The organism is Alsobacter sp. KACC 23698 (genome assembly GCF_045348435.1).
GTDB lineage: Bacteria > Pseudomonadota > Alphaproteobacteria > Rhizobiales > Beijerinckiaceae > Alsobacter.
In genome coordinates this window covers 3,932,890-3,955,552 of record NZ_CP157484.1, presented here as the reverse complement: position 1 = coordinate 3,955,552, position 22,663 = coordinate 3,932,890, and the positions used below count along the sequence as shown (strand labels likewise).

26 protein-coding genes are annotated in these 22,663 nt (G+C 71.6%); 10 read left to right on the top strand and 16 right to left on the bottom strand.

All coding sequences use genetic code 11. From position 1 onward, the window contains the following. Positions 1–8 precede the first annotated feature (8 nt). Positions 9–1,157, top strand: coding sequence for an iron-containing alcohol dehydrogenase (locus ABEG18_RS18850; protein WP_406854584.1), 1,149 nt, complete (start codon positions 9–11; stop codon positions 1,155–1,157). Between the two features lie 7 nt (positions 1,158–1,164). Continuing rightward, positions 1,165–2,274, top strand: a complete 1,110-nt coding sequence (locus ABEG18_RS18845) for a mandelate racemase/muconate lactonizing enzyme family protein (protein ID WP_406854583.1) — start codon at positions 1,165–1,167, stop codon at positions 2,272–2,274. A 6-nt stretch (positions 2,275–2,280) separates the two neighbouring features. Here ABEG18_RS18845 and ABEG18_RS18840 read toward each other — a convergent pair whose 3' ends face one another. From ABEG18_RS18840 to ABEG18_RS18805, 8 genes are all read right to left on the bottom strand, one after another. Beyond that, positions 2,281–2,559, bottom strand: coding sequence for a hypothetical protein (locus ABEG18_RS18840; protein ID WP_406854582.1), 279 nt, complete (start codon positions 2,557–2,559; stop codon positions 2,281–2,283). 95 nt (positions 2,560–2,654) lie between these two features. Beyond that, positions 2,655–4,016 (bottom strand): sigma 54-interacting transcriptional regulator, encoded by a 1,362-nt coding sequence (locus tag ABEG18_RS18835; protein WP_406854581.1) that lies wholly within the window; start codon positions 4,014–4,016, stop codon positions 2,655–2,657. A gap of 11 nt (positions 4,017–4,027) precedes the next feature. After that, the gene (fliN, locus tag ABEG18_RS18830) at positions 4,028–4,384 is read right to left on the bottom strand and encodes a flagellar motor switch protein FliN (RefSeq protein ID WP_406854580.1); all 357 of its coding nucleotides are present in this window, start codon (positions 4,382–4,384) and stop codon (positions 4,028–4,030) included. 15 nt (positions 4,385–4,399) lie between these two features. After that, a complete protein-coding gene (locus ABEG18_RS18825) occupies positions 4,400–5,023 on the bottom strand; it encodes a hypothetical protein (RefSeq protein ID WP_406854579.1) in 624 nt (207 codons plus the stop codon). 55 nt (positions 5,024–5,078) lie between these two features. After that, a complete protein-coding gene (gene fliF / locus ABEG18_RS18820) occupies positions 5,079–6,719 on the bottom strand; it encodes a flagellar basal-body MS-ring/collar protein FliF (protein ID WP_406854578.1) in 1,641 nt (546 codons plus the stop codon). A 165-nt stretch (positions 6,720–6,884) separates the two neighbouring features. Next, complete coding sequence (locus ABEG18_RS18815) at positions 6,885–7,160, bottom strand: DUF1153 domain-containing protein (protein WP_188519295.1); 276 nt, start codon at positions 7,158–7,160, stop codon at positions 6,885–6,887. A 119-nt stretch (positions 7,161–7,279) separates the two neighbouring features. Beyond that, a complete protein-coding gene (locus ABEG18_RS18810; RefSeq protein ID WP_406854577.1) occupies positions 7,280–7,945 on the bottom strand; it encodes a flagellar hook assembly protein FlgD in 666 nt (221 codons plus the stop codon). Positions 7,946–7,965: 20 nt separating this feature from the next. Continuing rightward, positions 7,966–9,582: a flagellar hook-length control protein FliK gene (locus ABEG18_RS18805; protein WP_406854576.1), complete on the bottom strand. Its 1,617-nt coding sequence runs from the start codon at positions 9,580–9,582 to the stop codon at positions 7,966–7,968. Positions 9,583–9,826: 244 nt separating this feature from the next. On the opposite strand from ABEG18_RS18805, the gene mnmA reads away from it, so the two are divergent. From mnmA to ABEG18_RS18785, 4 genes are all read left to right on the top strand, one after another. Next, a complete protein-coding gene (gene mnmA / locus ABEG18_RS18800; protein ID WP_406858645.1) occupies positions 9,827–11,011 on the top strand; it encodes a tRNA 2-thiouridine(34) synthase MnmA in 1,185 nt (394 codons plus the stop codon). 3 nt (positions 11,012–11,014) lie between these two features. Beyond that, positions 11,015–11,656, top strand: coding sequence for a class I SAM-dependent methyltransferase (locus ABEG18_RS18795; protein WP_406854575.1), 642 nt, complete (start codon positions 11,015–11,017; stop codon positions 11,654–11,656). A gap of 16 nt (positions 11,657–11,672) precedes the next feature. Further along, positions 11,673–12,458: a phosphodiesterase gene (locus ABEG18_RS18790; protein ID WP_406854574.1), complete on the top strand. Its 786-nt coding sequence runs from the start codon at positions 11,673–11,675 to the stop codon at positions 12,456–12,458. A 100-nt stretch (positions 12,459–12,558) separates the two neighbouring features. Beyond that, positions 12,559–12,804 (top strand): hypothetical protein, encoded by a 246-nt coding sequence (locus ABEG18_RS18785; protein ID WP_406854573.1) that lies wholly within the window; start codon positions 12,559–12,561, stop codon positions 12,802–12,804. Positions 12,805–12,823: 19 nt separating this feature from the next. Here the strand turns inward: ABEG18_RS18785 and ABEG18_RS18780 are convergent, their stop codons facing one another. Beyond that, a complete protein-coding gene (locus tag ABEG18_RS18780) occupies positions 12,824–13,234 on the bottom strand; it encodes a cupin domain-containing protein (RefSeq protein ID WP_406854572.1) in 411 nt (136 codons plus the stop codon). 70 nt (positions 13,235–13,304) lie between these two features. After that, positions 13,305–13,814 (bottom strand): response regulator, encoded by a 510-nt coding sequence (locus tag ABEG18_RS18775; RefSeq protein ID WP_406854571.1) that lies wholly within the window; start codon positions 13,812–13,814, stop codon positions 13,305–13,307. Between the two features lie 163 nt (positions 13,815–13,977). On the opposite strand from ABEG18_RS18775, the gene ABEG18_RS18770 reads away from it, so the two are divergent. Then, positions 13,978–14,208 carry a hypothetical protein gene (locus ABEG18_RS18770; protein ID WP_406854570.1) on the top strand — a complete coding sequence of 77 codons (231 nt, stop codon included), beginning with the start codon at positions 13,978–13,980 and terminating at the stop codon, positions 14,206–14,208. Positions 14,209–14,224: 16 nt separating this feature from the next. Here ABEG18_RS18770 and ABEG18_RS18765 read toward each other — a convergent pair whose 3' ends face one another. After that, the gene (locus ABEG18_RS18765) at positions 14,225–14,521 is read right to left on the bottom strand and encodes a hypothetical protein (protein ID WP_406854569.1); all 297 of its coding nucleotides are present in this window, start codon (positions 14,519–14,521) and stop codon (positions 14,225–14,227) included. Between the two features lie 192 nt (positions 14,522–14,713). Here ABEG18_RS18765 and minC point away from each other — a divergent pair, with 192 nt between their 5' ends. The 3 genes from minC (at position 14,714) to minE (ending at position 16,601) form a co-directional block, all read left to right on the top strand. Beyond that, on the top strand, positions 14,714–15,445 hold the full coding sequence (gene minC / locus ABEG18_RS18760; RefSeq protein WP_406854568.1) for a septum site-determining protein MinC: 732 nt from the start codon (positions 14,714–14,716) through the stop codon (positions 15,443–15,445). Positions 15,446–15,516: 71 nt separating this feature from the next. Continuing rightward, a complete protein-coding gene (gene minD / locus ABEG18_RS18755) occupies positions 15,517–16,332 on the top strand; it encodes a septum site-determining protein MinD (protein WP_406854567.1) in 816 nt (271 codons plus the stop codon). Beyond that, complete coding sequence (gene minE, locus ABEG18_RS18750; protein WP_406854566.1) at positions 16,329–16,601, top strand: cell division topological specificity factor MinE; 273 nt, start codon at positions 16,329–16,331, stop codon at positions 16,599–16,601. The genes minD and minE overlap by 4 nt, the downstream gene beginning before the upstream one ends. Positions 16,602–16,670: 69 nt before the next feature. Here the strand turns inward: minE and ABEG18_RS18745 are convergent, their stop codons facing one another. The 5 genes from ABEG18_RS18745 to ABEG18_RS18725 all read right to left on the bottom strand — a co-directional run bounded on the left by ABEG18_RS18745 (position 16,671) and on the right by ABEG18_RS18725 (position 22,658). Next, positions 16,671–17,126, bottom strand: a complete 456-nt coding sequence (locus tag ABEG18_RS18745) for a BLUF domain-containing protein (protein WP_406854565.1) — start codon at positions 17,124–17,126, stop codon at positions 16,671–16,673. Between the two features lie 112 nt (positions 17,127–17,238). Beyond that, complete coding sequence (locus tag ABEG18_RS18740) at positions 17,239–18,072, bottom strand: hypothetical protein (protein WP_406854564.1); 834 nt, start codon at positions 18,070–18,072, stop codon at positions 17,239–17,241. Between the two features lie 79 nt (positions 18,073–18,151). Next, positions 18,152–19,924, bottom strand: coding sequence for a M14 family zinc carboxypeptidase (locus tag ABEG18_RS18735; protein ID WP_406854563.1), 1,773 nt, complete (start codon positions 19,922–19,924; stop codon positions 18,152–18,154). 6 nt (positions 19,925–19,930) lie between these two features. Continuing rightward, positions 19,931–20,995: an ABC transporter ATP-binding protein gene (locus ABEG18_RS18730; protein ID WP_406854562.1), complete on the bottom strand. Its 1,065-nt coding sequence runs from the start codon at positions 20,993–20,995 to the stop codon at positions 19,931–19,933. After that, positions 20,988–22,658: an ABC transporter permease gene (locus ABEG18_RS18725; protein ID WP_406854561.1), complete on the bottom strand. Its 1,671-nt coding sequence runs from the start codon at positions 22,656–22,658 to the stop codon at positions 20,988–20,990. The genes ABEG18_RS18730 and ABEG18_RS18725 overlap by 8 nt, the downstream gene beginning before the upstream one ends. Positions 22,659–22,663: the final 5 nt, after the last annotated feature.

Sequence of the window (22,663 nt, the reverse complement as noted above, 5' to 3'; positions counted from 1 at the left end):
GGATTTCGATGATCGCGACGCTCGACCGCATTCCGACGATGATCCAGGGGGAGGGCGCGCTGGCGCGGATCGGCCCGGAGGCCGCCGCCCTGGCTGGCCCCGGCGCGGTCGTGCTGCTGGTCGCCGACCCCGGGCTGAAGGCCTCCGGCATGGTGGACGAGGCCCTGGGGGCGTTGCGGGCCGCGGGGCTGGAGCCCGTGCTGTTCGACGGCGTCCAGAGCGATCCCAAGGCCGCCCAGGTCGACGCCGGCGCGCAGCTGGCGCGGGAGGCGGGCGCCCGCGCGGTCGTGGCGCTGGGCGGCGGCTCCGCCATGGACGCCGGCAAGCTGATCGCCGCCATCGCGGGGGCGTCGGCGCCGGCCATGGCCTATGCGCTCTGCGCCGCGCCCCTGCCGCAGGCCGGCCTGCCCAAGATTTGCGTCCCCACCACCTCCGGCACAGGCTCGGAGACCACGCGGGTGTCCATCGTGACCGGCCCCGACGGCTCCAAGCAGTGGTTCTGGGGCGACGAGCTGAAGGCCGAGCGGGTGATCCTGGACCCGGCGCTCACGGTCGGCCTGCCGCCGCATCTCACGGCGGCCACGGGCCTCGACGCGCTGGTGCACGCCATGGAGGCCAGCACGAACCGCAACGCCAACCCGGCCAACGACGTCTACGCCCATGCGGCGATCCGGCTCGCCGCCGCCCATCTGGAGCGGGCGGTGGCGCATCCCGGCGACCTGAAGGCGCGGGCCGCCATGCAGCTCGCGGCGGCGCTGGGGGGCGTCGCCATCGACAACGCCGGGACGGCGATCGGGCACAATATCGGCCACGCGCTGGGATCGCTGCGGCCCATCCATCATGGCCGGGCCGTGGGCTGCGCCATGCTGGCGACGCTGGCCTGGAACGTGGCCGAGGACGACGGCCCCTTCGCAGCCGTGGCCGCCGCCATGGGCGAGCCGGCCGAGGCCCGCCGGGTCCCGGCCGCCTTCGAGCGCCTGATGCGGGCGACGGGCGTGGCGATCTCGCTGGCGTCGGAGTTCGAGGGCGTCACGCCGGCCCGGCTCGCGGCGCAGATGCGCCGGCCCGAGAACGAGGCCATGCGCCTGTCCAACCGCCGCGCCGCGACGGACGCCGACCTCGAGGCCTTCGCGGCCGCCGTGCTGAGCCAGAGCTGAGGACGCCATGAAGATCACCGGCATCGAGATCACCCAGCACCGGCTCGACTACGATCCGCCCTTTCACGCCAGCTGGGACACCAAACCGCGCACCTCCTTCGACGCCACGGTGGTGCGGGTGCACACGGACGCCGGGATCACGGGGGTCGGCTCGGGCGACCTGATGGTGGGCTTCGCCGGGCACGAGCACCTGTTCGTCGGGCAAGATCCGCTGGCGATCGAGCGGCACTACCGGGTGCTGGAGAACATCCAGTTTCATTATGGCCGCTGCTGGCCGCTGGACCTCGCGTTGTGGGACCTCGCCGGCAAGATCGCGGGCCAGCCGGTTTACAAGCTGCTCGGCGGGCTGAGCGACCGGGTGCGCGCCTATGCGTCGTCCGGCACGCTGCGCGATCCCGCCGCGCTGGCGGAGGCGGCCGAGGGCTATCTCGCGCAGGGCTTCCGGGCGCTGAAGATCCGCTTCCACCGCGGCGACTGGCGCAAGGACATCCGGGCGCTGGAGGCCGTGCGGGCGAGGGTGGGCGACCGGCTGGAGCTCATGGTGGACTGCAATCAGGGCTGGCGCATGCCGTGGGACACCTACCCGGCCTGGTCGCTGAAGGACGCGCTGCCGGTGGCCCGCGAGCTGGAGAGGCTCGGCGTGTACTGGATGGAGGAGCCGCTGCACCGCGCCGACCGCGAAGGCATGCGGCGCCTGCGCGAAATGACCAGCGTGCGCATCGCCGGCGGCGAGATGACGCGCGAGCTCTACGAGTTCCGCGACCTCATCGCGGACGGCTGCCTCGACGTGCTGCAACCGGACGCCGCACTGGTGGGCGGCATCACGGGGCTGCGCCGGATCGCCGCCATGGCGCAGGCCGCGAACCTCGTGTTCACGCCGCACACCTGGACCAACGGCATGGGGGTGACGGCCAACGCCCACCTGGTGTGCGGGCTCACCGAGGGCGTCTTCCTGGAATATCCGTTCGACCCGCCCGAATGGGACGTCGACCGGCGGGACTACATGATGGCCGAGCCCCTCAGGGTGGACGCGGACGGTTGGATCGTGATGAGCGACGCGCCCGGCCTCGGCTACGCGCCCGACGAGAAGCGGCTGGCCGCGACCCGCGTGGGGTGAGCCAGCTTAGGCCGAGACGTCGACGAGCGCGCCCGTGCGGGGCGGGGCGGGACGCTCGTTCCCCGCCGGGGACGCGTCGGCGCGCGCCAGCGAGCCGCCCAGCGTGACGGCGGGGTCCCGTCGCGCTCCGGACGCGTCCTTGGCCTGGGCGTCCTTGAACTGGGTGTCCTTGGCCTGCGCGCCCGTTGCGGCGGGATCCTTGGCGTTCGGATCCTCGCCGCGCTTGGCCTTGGCGATGTCGGCGCAATCCGTGCAGGCATAGCCGTTGACGATGGTCAGGGACATGGGTAGCTCCGCGCCAGGTCGCCGACCGTGGCGCAGCCCTCCCTAACGGCGCGTTGAGGCGCGCCCCTCCTCTCCGCAATGTGATCCGTCGCCGCTCAGAGCCCGGCGGCGCGCGCCTCTCCGGGGGCTGCGACCGGGATGCCCTCGGCGGTGTACTCGTTCAGCTTGTTGCGCAGCGTGCGGATGCTGATGCCCAGGATCTTGGCCGCATGGGTGCGGTTGCCGAGGCAGTGGTCGAGGGTGTCGAGGATCAGCTCGCGCTCCACGTCCGCCACCGTGCGGCCGACGAGCGCGCGGGCGGTGGCCTCGGCGGTCTCCAGCGCGCGGGCGGCGGGGTCGCGGGGGGCGTGACCGTAGGCCTCGCCCTCGGGCGTCAGGATGGCGTCGGCGCCGATCTCGTCGCCGGTCGCCAGCAGCACGGCGCGGTGAAGGGTGTTCTCCAGCTCGCGGACATTGCCGCGCCAGGGATTGGCCAGCAGGGCGCGCTTGGCGTCCGGCGACAGGGAGCGCACCGGCACGCCGTTCACGTCGGCGTATTTGCGGACGAAGTGGTTGGCGAGCTCCAGAATGTCCTGCGTGCGCTCGCGCAGGGCCGGGATCCTGAGATTGACGACGTTAAGCCGGTAGAGCAGATCCTCGCGGAAGGTCCCCTTGCGGACCTCGTCGGCGAGGTTGCGGTTGGACGTCGCCACGATCCGGATGTCGACCGGCACCGGCTTGCCGCCGCCGACGCGGTCGATCACGCGCTCCTGGATGGCGCGCAGCAGCTTGGCCTGCAGCCGCACCTCCATCTCGGAGATCTCGTCCAGCAGCAGCGTGCCGCCGGTCGCCTCCTCGAACTTGCCGATGCGGCGCGCCACCGCGCCCGTGAAGGCGCCCTTCTCGTGGCCGAACAGCTCGGATTCCAGCAGGGCGTCCGGGATCGCGGCGCAGTTGACGGAGATGAACGGCTTGTCGCGGCGGTTGGAGCGGCTGTGCACGTAGCGGGCGATGACCTCCTTGCCGACGCCGCTCTCGCCCGTGATCAGGATGGAGGCCTCGGACCGGGCGATCTGGTCGGCGAGCCTGACGACGCGCTGCATGGCGTCATCGCGGAAGACGAGCGCGCGCGTGTCGCGCGAAACCGCCTCCAGCACGGCCGCGATCATCTCCGGATCGGGCGGCAGGGGGATGTATTCGCGCGCGCCCGCCTGGATGGCGGCGACGGCCGCGCGGGCGTCCGTGCCGGTGCCGCAGGCCGCCACCGGCGTGCGGATCCGCTCCGCCTCGAAGGCGGCGACGAGGTCGCGCACCGAGAGCGAGACGTCGATGATGACGAGGTCCGCGCCCTTGGCGCGCATCACCATGAGGGCCTGGTCGACGCTTTCGGCGTTGGTGACGCTGGCGCCGCGGTCGATGGCGATCTTGGTCGCCTGCGAGAGCGCGCCCTTCATGGCGCCGACGATGAGAAGCCGCATGACCTGATCTCCTACCGGTCGGCCTTGATGATTTCGGTCATGGTCACGCCCAGGCGATCTTCCACGAGAACGACTTCGCCGCGCGCGACGAGCCGGTCGTTGACGAAGATGTCGATGGCCTCGCCGACGCGTCGGTCGAGCTCCAGCACGGTGCCGGGGCCCAGCCGCATCAGCTCGCCGACCTCCAGGCGCGTGCGGCCCAGCACGGCCGAGACGTTCACCGGGACGTCGAAGACGTGCTCCAGGTCTTCCGCGCCCTTCCCGGTGACGTGTTCTTCGCGGGTGGGCAGTCCGCCCTCGTCGGCGAAGCCCAGGTCGAGGTCTCCGCCCTTGAGGTTGGGGAGAGGGATGTCGTCGGGTCCCGGCATCGCGGCGCGCTCCGATCAGGTTCTGCGAAAGCCGGCCGCGCCGACATGGCGCTGGATGGCTTCCGCGATGCTGCGTTCCAGGGCGTCGATGTCGCGGCGAACGCCGCCATCGGCCCATTCGATGGTGAAGTCGCCATGCGGCACGCCGTCCTCGCCGAGGACCACGATGCGGCCGTCGAAGCCGCGTTCGAGCGCCTTGCGCTCCAGCGCGGCCTTGGCCTTGTCGACGAAATCGGGCGCGACGCGCACGGCGAGGTGGGGCGCGCCGGTCAACTGCCGGAAGCAGTCGGCGGCGGCCTCCTCGAGGGGCGCCAGCGGCTCGCGGGAGATCAGGTCCCCGGCGAGCTTGCGGGCGAAGACGAGCGAGAGTTCGGCCGTCTCGCGTTCGAAGCGGCGGGTCTCGTCGTCGAGGCGCGACAGGATCGCGGCCGCCGCCCCGGCGACCTGCTCCATCGCGTGCGACAGGCGCATGGCCGCCTCCTCTTCGGCCTCGCGGCGGCCCTCGAGGCGTCCCCGCTCCCAGCCGGCCTGCTCGGCCTGCTGCAGGCGCTCGACGTCGGCCTGCCGGCGCAGGCCCTGGCTGCGGCGGTCGGATCCGAAATCCTCGTCGAAGGCGAATTTCTGGGCCTGCGCGGTCATGGGCGTGGGTCAGGCCGGCTGCCGCGCGAGGCGGGGAAGATCAGGACGGAATGGCTCACGGTTTGGTCTCTTCGTTGATCCACTGGCGCAGGATGGTGGCGGTGCCGGCGGGGTTCTCCTTGACGATCTCGCCGATGCGCTCGACCGAGCGCGCCTGGACCTGGCCCTGGACGCGGGCGATGTCGAGCATGCGGCCGGCCTCGGTCTCCTCGAAGGCCGGGATGGCGAGCTGCGCGGGCGCGTTTGGCGCGCCGGGGCCGCGCGCGCCGGACGCGCCGGCGCCGGCGTCCGCCAGCTGCAGCTGCGGCGTCAGCGGCGCCATGATGGTGCGCACCAGCGGGCGCACCACCACCAGCGTGACGATCAGCACCATGAAGAACAGGACGGTCATCTCCAGCCCGCGCATGAGGTCGTCGCGGGTCGGGGTCAGCAGCGCCATGAAGCCGGTCGGGGTGGCGGGCTCGGCCACCGGAGGCGCCTCGGCGAAGCGCAGGTTGACGACCTCGATCTGGTCGCCGCGTTTGCCGTCGAAACCGATCGAGGAGCGCACCAGGGCGGCGATCCGGTCGAGCTCCTCCTGGGGGCGGGGCTGGTAGGAGATCTCGCCGGTGGGGCTGCGCGTGTAGGACCCGTCCACCAGCACGGCGACCGAGAGCCGCTTCACCCGGCCGCCCTCGACGACCTCGGTGCGGGTGGTGCGGGAGATCTCGTAATTGACGATCTCCTCCGACTTGCTCGACGCGTCCTTCTGCGTTCCGTTGGCGTCCTTGCCGGCGCCGGGCAGCTCGTTGCCGACGGTGACCTGGCCGTCCTTGGACTCCGTGGTGGCCTGGTTCTCGTTGCGGGTCTGGGTGGAGCGGACGACCCGGCTCTCGGGATCGAAGCTCTCGGAGGTCTGCTGGACGCGGTTGACGTCGATGTCGGCGGCGATCTGGATGCGGGTGCGGCCCTGGCCGACCACGCTCGCCACGATGTCCTCGACCTGCAGGCGCAGCCGCCGCTCATAGGCCTGCTGCTTCTCGTCGACCGCGGCCGAGCCGTTCACGTCGCCCTTGGCGCCGTCGGCGAGCAGGCGGCCGCGCTCGTCCACGATGGAGATCCGGTCGGGCTTCATGCCCTCCACGGCCGAGGCGACGAGATGGCGGATGGCCCGGACCTGGCCGGAGTCGAGCTCGCCTGACACCTTCAGGGCGATGGAGGCGCTCGGGGCCTCGCGGTCGCGCTCGAACAGCTTGCGCTCGGGCATCACCAGGTGGACGCGCGCGGACTGGACCTTGGACAGCGACCGGATGGTGCGGGCGAGTTCGCCCTCCAGGGCGCGCAAGGCGTTCACGCCCTGCACGAAGCTCGTCGACGAGAAGGCGTCGCCCTTGTCGAAAATCTCGTATCCGACGCTGCCGCCGGCCGGCACGCCCTTGCTGGCGAGCTCCATGCGCAGCTTGGGGATGTCGGCCTTGGCGACCGAGATCGCCCGCCCGTCCTCGCGCAGCTCGTATTTGATCGCGCGCTGGTCGAGATCCTTGGTGATCGCGCTGGAATCCTCGACGCTCAGGTCGGCGTACAGGACTCCCATCGTGGGCTGGGTGACCCGCATGATCACGAAGGCGAAGAACCCCACCAGCGCAAGGGTCACCGCCCCCATGGCGGCGACGCGCGCAGGTCCCAGCTTGTTCAGAAATTCTACGAGGCCCTGCAAGCCTTTAACCCCGACATCACGCCCGACCCTGAGGCGGTGGCCTCCGGCTAGGCAATAATTGCCCGGCTTAGGGTTAGCGCCCGGTTAATGACGGTTCGGCCGGCTGCGGATCGACCAAAAAGAAAAGCGCCGGACGATGCCGGCGCTTCCTGGGTGCGAGGTCGGTCAGTGGCGGTATTGCTGGATCCGGGTGGTCCTCAGTCCGGCGAGGCCATGCTCGTCGATCGAAGCCTGCCAGGACAGGAACTCCTCCACGGTGAGGGTGTACCTGGTGCAGGCCTCCTCGAGGCTGAGCAGCCCACCGCGCACCGCGGCCACCACCTCGGCCTTGCGGCGGATCACCCAACGTCTCGTGTTCGAGGGTGGCAGGTCCGCGATCGTCAGCGGGCTGCCGTCCGGGCCGATCACGTATTTCGCCCGCGGGCGGTAGGTCTCGGTCATTGATACGCTCACACAACACAACTCGACTGACCAGTGTCGGGAATGAGCATAGGGACCTTCCGCTTAAAATTTGCCTAAGCGCAACCTGCGGTTTTTGACCACCGCACATCCGACGCGGATCACGACTTGCGCATGCTCTTGACCCGGTCGATCGGGACGGAGACCGCGCCGATCTTCAGGGTGGGGATGTCGGTGGTCAGGTCCACCCCGTCGACGACGCCCTCGATCTGGGTCGTCACGGCGACCGCGGCTCCGGACGTGTCGGTGGCGGTCACCGAGATGGTGAAGTCGCCGTCGTTCTGGGGCGCGCCGCTGTTGCTGGTCCCGTTCCACTTGAAGGGCTGCGACCCGGAGCTGAGGCTGCGGCTCTCGGTGTAGATCGCGTCGCCCGCCCTGTTCTTGATCGTGATCGTGGCCTGCGCGGCCTTGGGCGAGTTCAGCGTCCAGGTCGCCGAGCCGCCCGACAGATGGGCGGTCGCGCCGTCCGCCGTCACCGTGGCGCCGACGAAGCCGAGCGCATTGACGGCGGTCGTCGACTTGGTGGCCGAGAGCAGGCTGGTGAGCTGGGTGTTCGTCTTGATCTGCTGCTCGACCGAGGCGAACTGCACCAGCTGCTGGGTGAACTGGTTGGTGTCGAGCGGATCGAGCGGGTTCTGGTTTTTCAGCTGCGTGGTGAGCAGCATGAGGAACTGGTCGAAGTTATTCGCCAGGGTCGTCCGGTCCGTGCTCGTCCCGCTCGACGGGGCGCTGGACGGGCTCGAAGAGGTTTGGTTGACGGTCGCCATGATGTCGGCTCCAAGCCTGTTCAGATCCGGATGTCGAGCCCGCCCGCGCCGGTCCGGATGGAGCGGAGGGCGGCGGCCAGATCGGGCGGCAGCGGGTCGGCCTCCTGGGCGGAGTCGGACGCGCCGCGATGCGCGGGGGCGTCCCGGCCGGTCCTGTCCTGACCGCCGGGATTGCTGTTGAGCGAGAATTGCAGGCCGGAGTCCGAGGTCTTCAGCCCGGCCTGTTCGAAGGCGCGCTCCAGCGTCTTGGCGTCGCGCTGGAGCAGGTTGAGCGTCTCGACCCGATCGACGACCAGCTGGGCCGAGACCGCGCCGTCCCCGTCGATGTCCAGCTTGACGTCCACGCGCCCGTATTCCTCGGGATGGAGGCGGATCTGGAAGCTCTGGCCGCCTTGCAGCGCCCGCATCCCGATCTCGATCGGAAGCGCCGAGAGAGGCACGGGCGGTGTGGCCGGCGCGGCCGCGGCGCGGGGATCCTGCGGGGCGGCGAGGGCGGCTGCCGGGTCCTGCGCGCGCGGCGCGGCCGGGGCGGTGACGTCGCTCACCAGGGCCTGGAAGGTCGCCGCCGCCTGGGAGGCGGCCTCGGGCTTCGCGGCTCGCCGGGGCTCGGGGCCTTCCGCGGCGCGCGCCTTGTCGGACGGCGCGGCGGCTTCGATAGCGGCGCGACGGGGGTCCGCGGCCGGCTTTCCGGCCGAGGCGTCGCCTGGAGGAGACGATGCGGGAGCGTCCGGCGCGGCCGGGGCGGCCAGCGCCACGTCCTTCGCGGCGGGTTTCGGCGTTTTCGGAGCCGAGGGATCGGGGTCCTGCTTCGCGTCGTCGCCGCCGGCGGCGTCCCCCTCGGCCAGCGCGGCCTTCAGGGCTTCGGCGAGGCCTCCTTCGGCAGGGGCGGCTTGCGCGGCGTCGGGCGCCTGATCGTAGGCGGCGGACGGGGCCGCCGCGGCGGCTGCGCCACGCGGGCCGGGTTTGGCCGCGACGGGCGTGCTCGCCGCATCCTTGCCGACGGGCGCGCCGGCGGCCGCCGACGCCGCGGCGGCAGCCTGGGCGACCGCTGGGGCCTGGGGCTGAGGCTGGGTCGCCTGGTCGGCGACGACCGGGGGGGCGACGGGCGCGGGAGCCGGCGGAACGAGCGGCTGGCCGGCCGCATCCGCCGCGACAGCGGCTTGCGGCGGAACGGCGGTCGGGTCGGGCGCCGCGGCGTCGGGCGACCCGTCGTCGGACGCAACGTCGGGTTCCTTCTCCCGGGCCGCGTCGGCGTCGGCCTGGCCAGCCGCAGCTGCGGCTTTGGCCTGCGCGGCGCCGGCGTCTTCACGGGGACCGTCCTGCGCGGCCGCAAGGCCGGCCGCGTCAGGAGCCTCCTGGTCCGGCGCCGCGTCGCTGCGGTCCTTGGCCGGGCCGGGCGGGCGCGAGGCGTCGCCGCGACCGGCCGGCTGGGTCCGGGCCGCCGGCTTGGCGGCGGCCTGCGCGGCGCGATCCTGTGCGGCGCGATCCTGCGCGGCGCGATCCTGCGCATCGGCGGCGGCGACCTGCGCGGCGAAGTCGGCCCTGGAGGACGACGGCGACGGGGCGCGCGCCGGCGCCGTCGCGGGCCGCGGAACGGCGATCGGGCTGGCGGGCGTGCGGGTGAGAGATGCGGACATGAGGCTCGTCGGGAAAGTGGCGCGATATCAGCTGCAATCGTCGGGCCAGCTCGCCGGCCATGAAATCGCCAATGAATCAAGCCACTTCGCTTCGCAGCCGATCGTCCGACGCCGGACATGTCTTGCCGCCGCGGCAGCTTTTGCCGGGCCGCGGCGCGCTGCTGGCACCGTCGGGCGCGAGGCTGTAGAATGACCGCAACGGCGCCGGGACCTTCTCCCGGCCGAGATCTCGGTGCAGACGCCCATGCTGAACAGCCTGGATCTTCCGGGCCGACCGGAAGAGACGCGCGTCGTCGTCGCCATGTCGGGCGGCGTCGATTCCTCCGTCGTGGCCGCCATCCTGAAGCAGGAAGGCTACGACGTGGTGGGCGTCACCCTGCAGCTCTACGACCATGGGGACGCGGCGCACCGCGCCGGCTCGTGTTGCGCCGGGCAGGACATCCACGACGCGCGCCGGGTGGCGGAGCTGCTGGGCGTCCCGCATTACGTGCTCGACTATGAGAGCCGCTTCCGGCGCGAGGTGATCGACCGCTTCGTCGACAGCTACATGATCGGCGAGACGCCGGTGCCCTGCATCGAGTGCAACCGCAAGATCAAGTTCCGCGACCTGCTCGACACCGCCCGCGAGCTGGGCGCGCAGGCGCTCGCCACCGGGCACTACGTGTCCAGCCGGGCGCTGCCGGACGGCCGCCGGGCGCTGCACCGCGCCGCCGACCCGGAGCGGGACCAGAGCTATTTCCTCTACGCCACGACGCCCGAGCAGCTGGCCATGCTGCGCTTCCCGCTGGGCGGCGTCGACAAGGCGCGGACCCGGGAATTGGCCCGGCGCTACGGGCTTTCGGTGGCCGAGAAGTCCGACAGCCAGGACATCTGCTTCGTTCCCACGGGGCGCTACACCGATATTATCGCCAAGCTGAAGCCGCAGGCGGCCGAGCCCGGCGAGATCCGGCATGTGGACGGCCGGGTGCTGGGCGCGCATCACGGGGTGATGAATTTCACCGTGGGGCAGCGCAAGGGGCTCGGGGTCGCCACCGGGGAGCCGCTCTACGTGGTGCGGATCGAGGCCGAGCACGCGCGCGTGGTCGTGGGTCCGCGCGAGGCGCTGGCCACCCGCTCCGTGGCCCTGCGCGAAGTGAACTGGCTGGGGGACCAGCCGCTGGAGGCTCTCCCCGAGGACGGAACCGAGATCGCCGTCAGGGTGCGGTCGACGCGCGACCCGCAGCCGGCGCTGCTGCGCCGCCAGGACGGGGAGCTCTCCGTCGATCTCCTGGCGGGCGAATACGGGGTCTCGCCGGGGCAGGCCTGCGTGTTCTACGACAGCGTCGCGCCGGGCGCGCGGGTGCTGGGCGGCGGGGTGATCCGCAGCGCCGCCCGGGACGCCGCCTTCGCGTCGGCCCGCCCGGCCCTGGCCGCCGTCGCGCGCGGCTGAACGGTGGGTGAACTCGACAACAAGGCCGTCGAAGCCGCCTATGCGCGCTGGGCCCCGGTCTACGACCTCGCCTTCACGGCCGTGATGGCGCCGGGCCGCAAGGCGGCCGCGGCCGCCTCGGAGCGGCCCGGCGGCGTGATCCTGGACGTCGGGGTCGGCACCGGGCTGGAGCTGCCGCTCTGGAGCCCGGCCACGACGGTGGTGGGCGTCGACCTGTCGGAGCCCATGCTGCGCAAGGCGCAGGAGAGGGTGTCCGAGAAGGGCCTCGCCCATGTGGCGGGGCTGTGCGTGATGGACGCCACCCGGCTGGCTTTCCCGGACGGCGCCTTCGACGCGGTCGTCGCGCCCTACGTGATGACGGTGGTTCCCGATCCGCACGGAACGCTCGACGAGTTCGCCCGCGTGCTGAAGCCGGGCGGCGAGATCGTGCTCGTCAACCATGTGGGCGCCGAGACGGGCCTGCGCGCCTGGGGCGAGAACTGGCTCGCCCGGCGCAGCGCCAGCCTGGGATGGCGGCCCGAATTCCCCTTCGCGATCATCGGCGACTGGATCGACCGCACGCCCGGCATGCGGCTCGTCGAGCGCCGGGCGCTTCCGCCGCTGGACCTGTTCACGCTGGTCCGGATCGCCAAGACGGCCGGATGAGGCGGTGGGGGAAAGCATGTCGAAACTGATCGTCCTCACGGACCTCCACATGACGCCGGAGGGCGTCTCGATCATCGGCCTCGATCCGCTCAGGCGGCTCGAGGCCGCCGTGGCCCACATCAACCGCCGCCATCCTGACGCCGAGCGGGTGATCGTGGCCGGCGACCTGACGCATCGCGGCGACGCGGCGTCCTATGCGCGGGTGCGGGGCGCACTGGCGCGTCTGGCCGTTCCGGTCAGCCTGATGATCGGCAACCACGACGACCGGACCGCCTTCCAGGCGGCGTTCCCGGAGGCGGCGCGCGACGAAGACGGCTTCGTCCAGGAGGCGCTGACGATCGGCGGCTACAGGCTGCTGCTGCTCGACACCGTGATGGATCGGGGCCCGGCGGGCGCGCTCTGCCCCCAGCGCATGGCCTGGCTCGGGCGCGAGCTCGACGCGGCGGGCGACGCGCCGGTGGCGATCGTCATGCACCACCCGCCCCACGCCACCGGGTTCGCCGGCATGGACGCGATCGCGCTGCAGAACGGCGAGGCGTTCTACGCGGCGCTCGAAGGGCGGCCCAACGTCCGGCAGATCGTGGCCGGCCATGTCCACCGCACCATCAGCGGCTCGCACCGGGGCGTGCCGTTCTGCGTGTTCAAGAGCCCGGTGCACCAGCAGCCGATGGATCTCGACGCGCGCGACACGTCGCTGTCGGTCGACGAGCCGGGCGCCTATGGCATCCTGCTGCTCGGCCCGCACGGGGTCGTGGTCCATACCGACGATTACGAGCTGTCGCAGGAGCCGGGGACGGCCTGACGGCTGGACGGGCCCGGTTGCATCCCTAGGATGGCGTCGGGCGTTCCGGTGACGGGCCCATGGCCCGCCATCGCACCCGTTCCGGCCGGAGGTCGCCAGCGTGAAGGCCTATATCGTCGAAGCCAGGCTCACGGGAGCGCAGTCTCCCGTGCCGACCTACCACCTCGTCACGGCCGAGGACCCCGACGAGGCGGTGCGGCTGGTGCAGGAGGAGATGGCCCTGTTCGACGAGGGCGTCACCCTGCTGGACGAGCTGTCGCCCGGCGAGGCGCAGGCCGCGCATGTCGATCTTTCGACCTCAGGCTACCGGCGCCGCTGGACGCTGGCGTCGCGCGGCGAGCGCTGAGGCGGGCGGGACAGCAGGATCACCCGGCCTGCGGCGCGACGGCGTAGTCCGCGTCGGAGACCTGCTCGAGCCAGGTCACATGCGCGCCGTCGAGAGCTTCCTGCATGGCCAGATGCGTCATGCCGGTGGCGGGCGCCGCCCCGTGCCAGTGTTTCTCGCCGGGCGGGATCCAGACCACATCGCCGGGCCGGATCTCGCGGACCGGCCCGCCCTCCGACTGCACGCGGCCGACGCCGGCCAGCACCCAGAGGGTCTGGCCGAGCGGATGGGTGTGCCAGGCCGTGCGGGCGCCGGGCTCGAAGGAGACGCGGGCCGCCCTGATGCGGGCGGGCGCCGGCGCCTCGATGACGGGATCCTGCCAGACGACGCCCGTGAAGGCGTCGGCGGGGGCGCGGCGGGTGGGGACGCCGCCGGCGTGTCGTATGTCCATGGAGCGCTCCTCGTGCCGCCGCATCATGCCCCGGCGCGGGGCCGAGCGCCATCGGGTCGGAGCGTTCTCTCTAGCGAGAGCCGATGAAGGTCTTGACCCGCCGCTCGATGGCCTGCTGCTCGATCATCGCGGCTTCCGGCTGGGCGACGAAGCGGCCCATCGGCAGCACGGCTTCGAGCTTCTGGCGCAGCGCCTCGGCGGTGAAGGGCTTGAGGATGTAGGCGTCCGCGCCGCGATAGCGGGCGACCTCGACATGCTTGGCGTCGAGGCTGGCCGTCATCAGGATGAAGGGCGTCTCGGCCATCTCCTCGGGCATCTCGCGCAGCCCGCGCAGGAGGTGGAAGCCGTCATGCGGCTCCATCTGCAGGTCGCAGATCACGACCCCGAAGGAGCGCTGATGCAGCAGCGTGAAGGCCGTCGCGGCGTCCGGCGCGTCGACGACGTTGTCGATCTCCAGCCTCTGCAGGATCCGCTTGACGACGGTCCTCATGGTGGAGCTGTCGTCGACCACCAGAACGGTTCCGGCCCGCTCCGCGAGGCTGAAACTCTGAGACACCGAAGCCTGCAGTTCTGCGCGCACCGTCATCTCATCGTTTCGCTACCAGAGGTTGCATCATGAAGCGCGCTGCCTAACGCTTCGTTAATGCGGAAGCCTCGTGGGGTCGAGGTCTTGAAAAGCATCAATCCAGGCGGGCGGAACCTGGGGCTGCCGCGCCCGTTGCCGTGACGTCAGGGAGGACGCCATGGCGACAGGATCGAAGACCCCGGACCAGCGGCCCGGCGCCGACTCGCTTCCGGCCGAGGGGGCCGCAGATCGGCCGGAGGGCCGGCGCCCCCAGCGCCGCGACGATGCCGGCGCGCTCCATCCGGCCGGCCCGCACGCATCGCCGGAGCTGACCGACGAGGAGAAGACGCCCGGCGCGGGCGCGCTGCCCGACGTGAAGTCGGGCGAGACCGACCCGGGGTCCGGCTGAGCCGGCCGCGCCGCCGTCAGGCGTGCAGCAAAGAGGGAGCTTCGTCTGCGGCGCGTTCGGCCAGCAGCCAGCCTTCGACGGCGAGCGCGTTCTCGACCATCTCGGTGGCGATGAGCGCCGCCTTGGCGTGGCCCGATCCCATCGCGCGGGAGATCGCCCCCAGGGTTGACGCCCAGTGAAGGCAGCGCCGTTCGGCGTCCGTCAGCGCCGCGATCAGGTCGACCACGTCGCGCGCGGTCCGCAGCACGCGCCGGCGCCGCGCGCCACCGAATCGAAACTGAAGGGTCCAGGCGAGATCGACGTCGCGAGGCATGGCGGTCCTCCGTGTTCTCAGGCGACGCTGACCAAGCATCGGGCGTGCCATCTGGCCGGACCGTACGTCCCCGCACGTCCTGCGCCGGCGTCCCCGAGGGGCCACGAGGAGCTTGCCGGAGGACCGTAAACAAGTCGTCACGAGGATGAGCCCGCCTTAACCCCGCGTTAACCATCCTGCTCTCAGATCAGGATGCGAAAGGGAATCTTAACCGTGACGATTGCAACGCCCCCCCGACAGTCCATCCGTTTCCGTGGCCGCTCCTTCTTGGCGCTGGTCCTGGCTCCGGAAGCGCCGGTCGCTGACTGGCTGGTCGAGTTCGACGCCTGGGCGCTGCAGTCTCCGGGCTTCTTCGTCGGCCGGCCGGTCGTGCTCGACGTCTCGGGGCTGAGCCTCGATGCGGAGGCGCTGCGCAAGCTGGTCGACGACCTCGCCGAGCGCAACGTGCGCATGATGGGCATCGAGGGCGCGGAGCCGGGCCTCGCGGCCGACGGCCTGCCGCCCTGCCTGACCGGCGGCAAGACGACGGGCGTCGCCGAGGTGCTGGACGCCCAGGCGCGGGCGCCGGATGCGGCGCCGCCGGCCGTCAAGGCGCAGGACGCGCTCGTCATCGACGGGGCGGTCCGCTCCGGCCAGGTCATCATCCATCCCCAGGGCGACGTCATCGTCACCGGCTCGGTCGGGTCAGGCGCGGAGATCGTGGCCGGGGGCTCCATCCACGTCTATGGGACGCTGCGGGGACGCGCCATCGCGGGCACGACCGGGGCGGCCAAGGCCCGCATCTTCTGTCGGAAAATGGAAGCTGAACTTGTCGCCCTGGACGGCCTCTACAAGGTCGCCGACGCGATAAGGCCCGAACTCCGTGGCCGCGCCGTCCAGGCCTGGCTCGATGGGGACGCCATCATGATGGCGGCGATGGACTGACGCATTCCGAGAACCAGCGTAAGCCGGCGACGCGCGCCGGCCAGAGACACAGTTGAGGAGGACGGACGGAAATGGCCAAGGTCTTGGTCGTCACTTCAGGCAAAGGGGGCGTCGGCAAGACGACCTCCACCGCAGCGCTGGGCGCCGCCTTGGCGCAGAGCGGACAGAACGTGGTCGTCGTCGACTTCGACGTCGGGCTGCGCAACCTCGACCTCGTGATGGGGGCCGAGCGCCGGGTCGTCTACGACCTCATCAACGTGGTCCAGGGCGACGCCAAGCTGTCGCAGGCGCTCATCCGCGACAAGCGTCTCGAGAACCTCCATCTGCTGCCCGCGTCGCAGACGCGCGACAAGGACGCCCTCACCGAGGAAGGCGTCGCCAAGGTCATGGAAGACCTGCGCGCCAAGTTCGACTGGGTGATCTGCGACAGCCCCGCCGGCATCGAGCGCGGCGCATGGCTCGCCATGCGGCATGCGGACCTCGCGGTCGTGGTCACCAATCCCGAAGTGTCCTCCGTGCGCGACTCCGACCGGATCATCGGCCTGCTCGACTCCAAGACCCTGAAAGCCGAGAAGGGCGAGCGGATCGACAAGCACCTGCTGCTCACCCGCTACGACACCGCCCGCGCCGAGCGCGGCGAGATGCTGAAGGTCGACGACGTGCTCGAGATCCTCTCGATCCCGCTGCTCGGCATCATTCCGGAGAGCCAGGAGGTGCTTCGCGCCTCCAATCTGGGCACGCCCGTGACCCTTTCGAATCCGACGAGCACGCCGGCCCGCGCCTATGCGGACGCAGCCAAGCGCCTGATGGGGGAGAGCATCACGATGTCGGTTCCCCAGAACCGGCGCAGCCTGTTCGGCAAGCTGTTCGGAAGGAAAGCCGCATGAGCCTCTTGCAGTTCTTCAGCCGCCGCGGCTCCGCGCCTGTCGCCAGGGACAGACTGCAGATCCTCCTCGCCCATGAACGCGCGATGGTCGGCCAGAACGACCTCGTCGGGGTGCTGCGAGAGGAGATCCTGGCGGTCATCGCCAAGCACGTGCAAGTCGAGCCCGACAAGGTGCGGGTCAAGATGGAACGGGGCGACGCGATCTCCACCCTCGAGGTGGAAGTCGACATCCCCACCCAGGCGCGGGTGCGCATCGCGCTCTCGGCCTGAGTCCCGCGACACCGGTCAACGAGGGCGGACGCTTCGATGCGGCCGCCTTTTTCGTTGCGGAGCGTGGGATCAGAACTGAAGGCTCTTCTCGCGGGCCTGCTTCTTGCGCTGGGCCTCGCGGGCGTGCAGGGCGAGCGCGAGCTCCAGGACGCCGCCGGCGCCCAGGCGCTCGGGATCGAGCCCGGTCAGGCCGCGCCGGCTCAGGAGGGACGTCATCTCGTCGAGCCAGAGCGTGGCGCCCATGGCCCAGTCGGGGAAGGCCCTGACCGATTGGCGGCTGGAATCCAGCAGCACGAGGTCGCCGTGGCGCCGGTCCTGTCCGATGCGGGCGTAGGTGGACTGCACGGCCTCCGGTTCGCCCTCCAGCACCTGCGCGAAGATGCGGTCGTCGAAGACCATGTAGCCGGTGACCGCGCTGCGCCGGTTGTTCCGGATGGAGACGTCCAGGATCTGCTTGATGGCCTGGAAACCCTCCCGCGGCGGAATTCGCCGGTGGGAGTAATAGATCAGTCTGCTCAGCGGCATGCGTGTCGCCCGTCATTGCGCCCCAGGCAACGCTGCCGACCAGCCCTGAACAATCGCTTAATGTTCGCCTCGCGCCGCAATCACAGCGCGAGGCTCGGTCGCTCGCGGTGCGCTAGCGCTTCTTTCCGGTCGGGGTCACGCCGCAGCCGCTGCAGATGCTTCCGACGGCGCGGTTGTCGTCGGCGTCGCGCGCTTTCTGGACCTGCGACGGGCGGTCTACGGGGGCGATGCCGTTGGATTTCATCTCCGCCGAGCGGGGAGCCGGCTGCTTGCCGGTCTTGGCCTTGCAGTCGGCGATGATCTTGGCGGTGAAGTTGCTCGGATTGGCGAGGACGTCGCCGCACACGTCGCCAGCGCCGGCGCTGCGCGAGGCCGGCCCGTTCACGCCCGGTCCCGCCTGGGTCCCGGCCGGGTTGGCGGCGTTGACGGGGCCGCTGTTCACGGCGCCCGCGTTGGTCTGGCCGGAGCCGGCGTTCGCGCCCGTGGGGCCGCCCGAGAGGGCGCCGCTCTGCGGTCCGCCTGCATTGGCCGGCGAAGCGTCCGGGGCGGTCGCACCCGAGGAGGTGGGCTGGCCTGTCCCGCGCGCGGGGGCTGGGCCGGTCGCCTGACCGGTTCCGGACAGGGCCGTGCCAGGAGGCGCGGTGATGGAGCCGGGGCCGCCGCCGGCCGCGCCGGTTCCCGAGGCGCCGGACGAAAGCCCCGACCCGGAAGCCCCGCCGACCCCGCCCGCGGCGCCTCCCGAGACGCCGCCGGAGCTGGCGCCGCCGCTCGACGAGCCGCCGCCGGCGGATCCGCCGCCCGAAGACCCGCCGCCCGAAGATCCGCCGCCGCTCTGGGCGAGGGCCGGCGAGGCGGCGGCGAGGATGCCCAGCGCGCAGCCGAGCCACAGGGCGGGGAGGCGGGCGCTTCGCCGTTGCGGGAGGCGATCCTGGTGACGTGCGGCCATGGCGGGCCCTCTCTGAAAGCGGGGTTTCAGGGGGACAACGCGGGCTGGGCTCGTCAGTTTCGCCGCTCCGGCGGGCGTCTCAGGCCATGGCTCCGGGGGCGGGCGGCCATAAGCCGTTCGCGACGTCCTCGGCGAAGAGGGCGCGGGCGAACAGCGCCGCGTCGCGCTGGACGCGGTGGGCGCGCAGGAAGGCGGCCCCGGACACGGTCTCGTCGGGATATTCGGTGATGAGCTGCAGCGGGCAGGGCTGCTCGGGCCGCTCGACCAGCGCGCAGGCGATCCCGTTGAGCGTCGGGACCCCGACCTCGCCGGCATGCGCCGCATAGGCGGCGAGCTCGGCGCGGTTGAACGCCATCAGGTCCGCGACGGGCGCGAAACGGGCCGTCAGCCGCTCCAGGAAAGCGCGTCCATAAGCCTGCAGCCCGGGCCGGACGCGCAGGATGAGGAAGAAGCCCTTGGGGATCGACCACGCCTCGAAGCCGCGCGGCGCATAGCCGCTCAGCGGCCGCGTCCACTCATGGGCCGGGTAGCCGTGCAGGTTGATGTGCAGGTCCGCGCCGGTGAGGAGCAGCGCCTCCCGCCGGGCCTCGGCCTCGCCATAGGGCGGCGCCGACCGGTATTCGAGATCGTCGCCGAGCGCCGTGTAGCGGGCGGCGTGATGCATGTGGGACGGGCTGCGGGCGATGAGCGCCTGGTGGAGCGCATATCCGTCCGGGTTCTCGACCGGGATCAGGGCGAAGGCCGCGCCCTGGCGGGCGAGCTCCCGGGCGGCCCGCAGCGCGCCGACCACGCCCGAGGTCTCGTTGGCGTGCTGGCCGCCGGTGATCAGGACCGGCGGGCCTTCGCCCGCGACGACGACGCCGCGCACCGGCCGGCCCTGCCGCGAGCGCGCCAGCAGGGCGCGGCCGCCGAACTGGGCGAGGGAGGCGGCCACGGCGGCCGGAGGCGGCGCCTGCGTGGCGTCGTCGGCCACCGGTTCGGCCGCGACGTCCGGCGGCGGGGGCTCGTGCGGCAGCGTCTCGACCCGCACCGTCGTGTCGCCCTCGGCGGCGAAGATGTCGGGCGCGATCTGCCCGGGCCGCAGGCGACGATCGCCGTCGGGCAGGCCGGCGCGGCGGATGAAGCGCTCCAGGAGGGAGAAATAGAGGTCCTCGTGCAGGCCCTCGCGCGTGCTCATGAGCTCGTCGAGGACCGGCAGGGTCCGTTCGACCCCGCCGATGCCGACGGCGATGCGCAGCCGGTCGAAATAGGGCTGCGCGTCGCCCCAGGGATGGGCGTCGACCGCCGCCATCGCGGCTGCGAAGGCGGCTTCGAGGTCGGTCTCCACCGTCTCGTCGCGGTCTGGAGCGCCGTCGGGAGCGCGCCTGATCCGCAGCCATCCGGCAGGCGACAGCGCCGGCCGGCCGAGCGCATCCGGCCGCACCCGGTTCGGCGCGAAGACGCTGCGGCTCTCGCGGCGCCCGTCCCGGAAGACGACGTCGAGGCGATATTCGAGGCCGGCGTCGCCCGGCTCCATCGTGAGCGGGATGTCGCCCGCCAGGGCGGCCAGCGGATAGGCCTCCATGCGAAAACGCGCCGGCGCGGCGTCCGGGTGGACCGGGTAGCGCAGCGCCAGGGATGCGGCCTCGGCGAGGTCGAGCTCCTCCAGGACGTGGTGCACGAGCGGCTTGTAGGCGCTGCGAAAGCGCGCCGCGACGCCGCAGGCGGCCAGCCGCGCCTCGGCGGCAGCGCGCGCGGCCGCGTCCTCGAAGACCCAGGCCTCCACGTCGGCGCCGGCGAGGCCCGCCACCGCGAGCCACTCGACCAGGCGGTCGATCGTGCGGGGGATGCGAAGGTCCAGGAGGACAGCCATCCAGGATCAGCTCCGGGGACAGACCCAGAAGGATTCGCGCGGGAACTCCAGCCAGTGGTCGCCGCCGGCGATGCGCGCGCCGGAGAAGATGCGCACCGTGACGTCGCCCTTGCGGAAGAGCAGTTCGTAGCGCTCGCCCAGATACATCTCGGCCGTGAGCGTCATGCGGATCCGGTTCGGCCCGGGGCCGTCGGCCACCCGCACGCGCTCCAGCCGGATGACCCCATAGGCGTCGTCGCCCTCCGCGACAGGGCCGCAGGGCACGCCCTCCAGGCGCTCGTCGCCGAAGAGGAGCGACGCCGCGCCCGGCGCCACGCTCACGGCCTTGCCGGGCAGGCGGTTGTTGGCGCCCATGAACTCGGCCGCGAAGAGGGTCGCCGGGCTGCCATACATCTCTTCGGGGGTGCCCTGCTGCTCCACCACGCCGCCGTTGAGCAGCAGGATGCGGTCGGCGAGCGCCATCGCCTCGACCTGGTCGTGGGTGACGCACAGCGCCGACAGGCCGAGCTCGCTGATGAGCTGGCGCAGCCACACGCGTGCCTCCTCGCGCAGCTTGGCGTCGAGGTTGGAGAGCGGCTCGTCCAGCAGGATCACCGGCGGCTCGTAGACGAGCGCGCGGGCGAGCGCGACGCGCTGCTGCTGGCCGCCCGAGAGCTGGTGCGGGAAGCGGGCGCCCAGATGGCCGATGCCGATGCTCTCCAGCGCCCGGGCGACGCGGGTCTTGATCTGCGCCCCGGCGACGCCGCGCAGCTTCAGCGGGTAGGCGACGTTGTCGTACACGGTCTTGTGCGGCCAGAGCGCGTAGCTCTGGAAGACGAGGCCGAGGCCGCGCTCCTCGGGCGGCAGGTTGATGTCCTTGGCGCCGTCGAAGAGGGTCTTCCCCGCGATGGCGATGCGGCCCGCATAGGGCTGCTCGAGGCCGGCCACGCAGCGCAGCAGCGTGGTCTTGCCGGAGCCGGAGGGGCCCAGCAGGGCGACGATCTGGCCCTTTTCGACCGACAGCGAGACGCCCTTGAGGATGTCGACGTCGCCGTAGCTCAGCTTGACGTTTTCGATGACGAGGTCAGCCATGGAGGCGCACTCCCAGACGCAGGGCGAGGCCGAGGCCCACCGAGATGATGAGGATGTTGATGACGGCGAGCGCCGAGACGAGATCGATGGCGCCGGTGCCCCACAGCGACACCATGAGCGAGCCGATCACCTCGGTGCCGGGACCCAGCAGATAGATGCCGGTGGAGTATTCGCGGGCGAAGATCAGGAAGATCAGCAGCCAGGCGGCCAGCATGCCGGACTTGACCAGCGGCACGGTGATGTCGCGCGCGACCCGGCCCTGCGTGCCGCCGACGGAGCGGCCGGCCTCCTCCAGTTCGGAGCCGATCTGCAGCATGGTGCCAGCGACGAGGCGCGTCCCATAGGCGAGCCACACGACCGTGTAGGCGAGCCAGATCGACACCAGCGTGGCGCGCAGCGGCTGCAGCGGCGGCAGGAACAGGAACAGCCAGAGCATGGCGAGGCCCGCGACGAGGCCCGGCATGGCGCGCGGGATCATCACCAGATAGTCGGCGATGCGCGTCCAGCCCGAGCGCCAGCGGTGCATGGCGAGCGCGACGGCGGTGTAGCAGGCCACCGAGAGGGCGCCGCCGATGGCGCCGATCAGGATGGTGTTGACGATGGCGTGGATGGCGTTCGGGTAGTCCACGAGGTCGCGGTAATGGGCCAGCGTGAGCACCTCGGCGAGGCGCACGCCCTCGCCCCAGGTGGTCACGAAGGAGCGCAGCAGGATGCCGAAGACCGGGATGCCGACCGTCACCACGAACCACAGCATGATGATGGCGAAGGCCGGCCAGCGCAGCGCGCCGAGCCGCAGCGGCGCGCGCTTGGCCGCCTTGCCGCGCACCGAAACGTATTTGTTGGACTGCGCCAGCAGCCGGCGCTGCAGATAGACGAGCGGGATGGCGATCAGGATGATGGCGACCACCACGACGGCCATGAGCTGGTAAGACGGCACGCCGAGCTTGTTGGTGAGCTTGTACAGGTAGGTGGCGAGCACCAGGATGCCCTTGGGATCGCCCAGCACCAGGGGCAGGCCGAACAGCTCGAAGCCGAGGAAGAAGATCAGCACGGCCGCGTAGAGCACGGCGGGGGTCACCATCGGCAGGCTCACCGTCAGCGCCACCCGCAGCGGCGACGCGCCGGTCGTGCGGGCGGCCTCCTCGAGGTCGGCGCCCAGGTTCTGCAGCGCCGCCGAGGTGTAGAGATAGACATGCGGCACATGCGTGAGGCCGGCGATGATGGTGATCGCCGTGACCGAGTAGATGCTCCAGGGCACCGTGCCGATCATGCCCTTCACGAAGGTGGAGAAGATGCCGACCGGCCCCAGCGCCACCACGTACCCGAAGGCGAGCACCACGGCCGACATGAAGATCGGCACGAGCACCAGCGGCTCCAGGAACGCCTTGCCGGGCACGTCCGTGCGGGCGAGCAGGAAGGCCAGCACCACGCCGAGCGGGATCGAGATCGCCGTCATGCCGGCGGCCACGATGATGGACGTCTTGAGGGCGTCCCAGAAATCGTCGTCCTCCAGCACGAACTGGAAGGCGTCGAGGCTGAAGTGGACATTGGGCGTGAAGAACGGCCCGTCCAGGAAGCTCTGGTAGATGATCAGCCCGATGGGGGCGAGCACCGCCGACGCCATGATGGCCAGCGTGGCGAAGCGGAAGACGGCGAAAGGCATGGCGG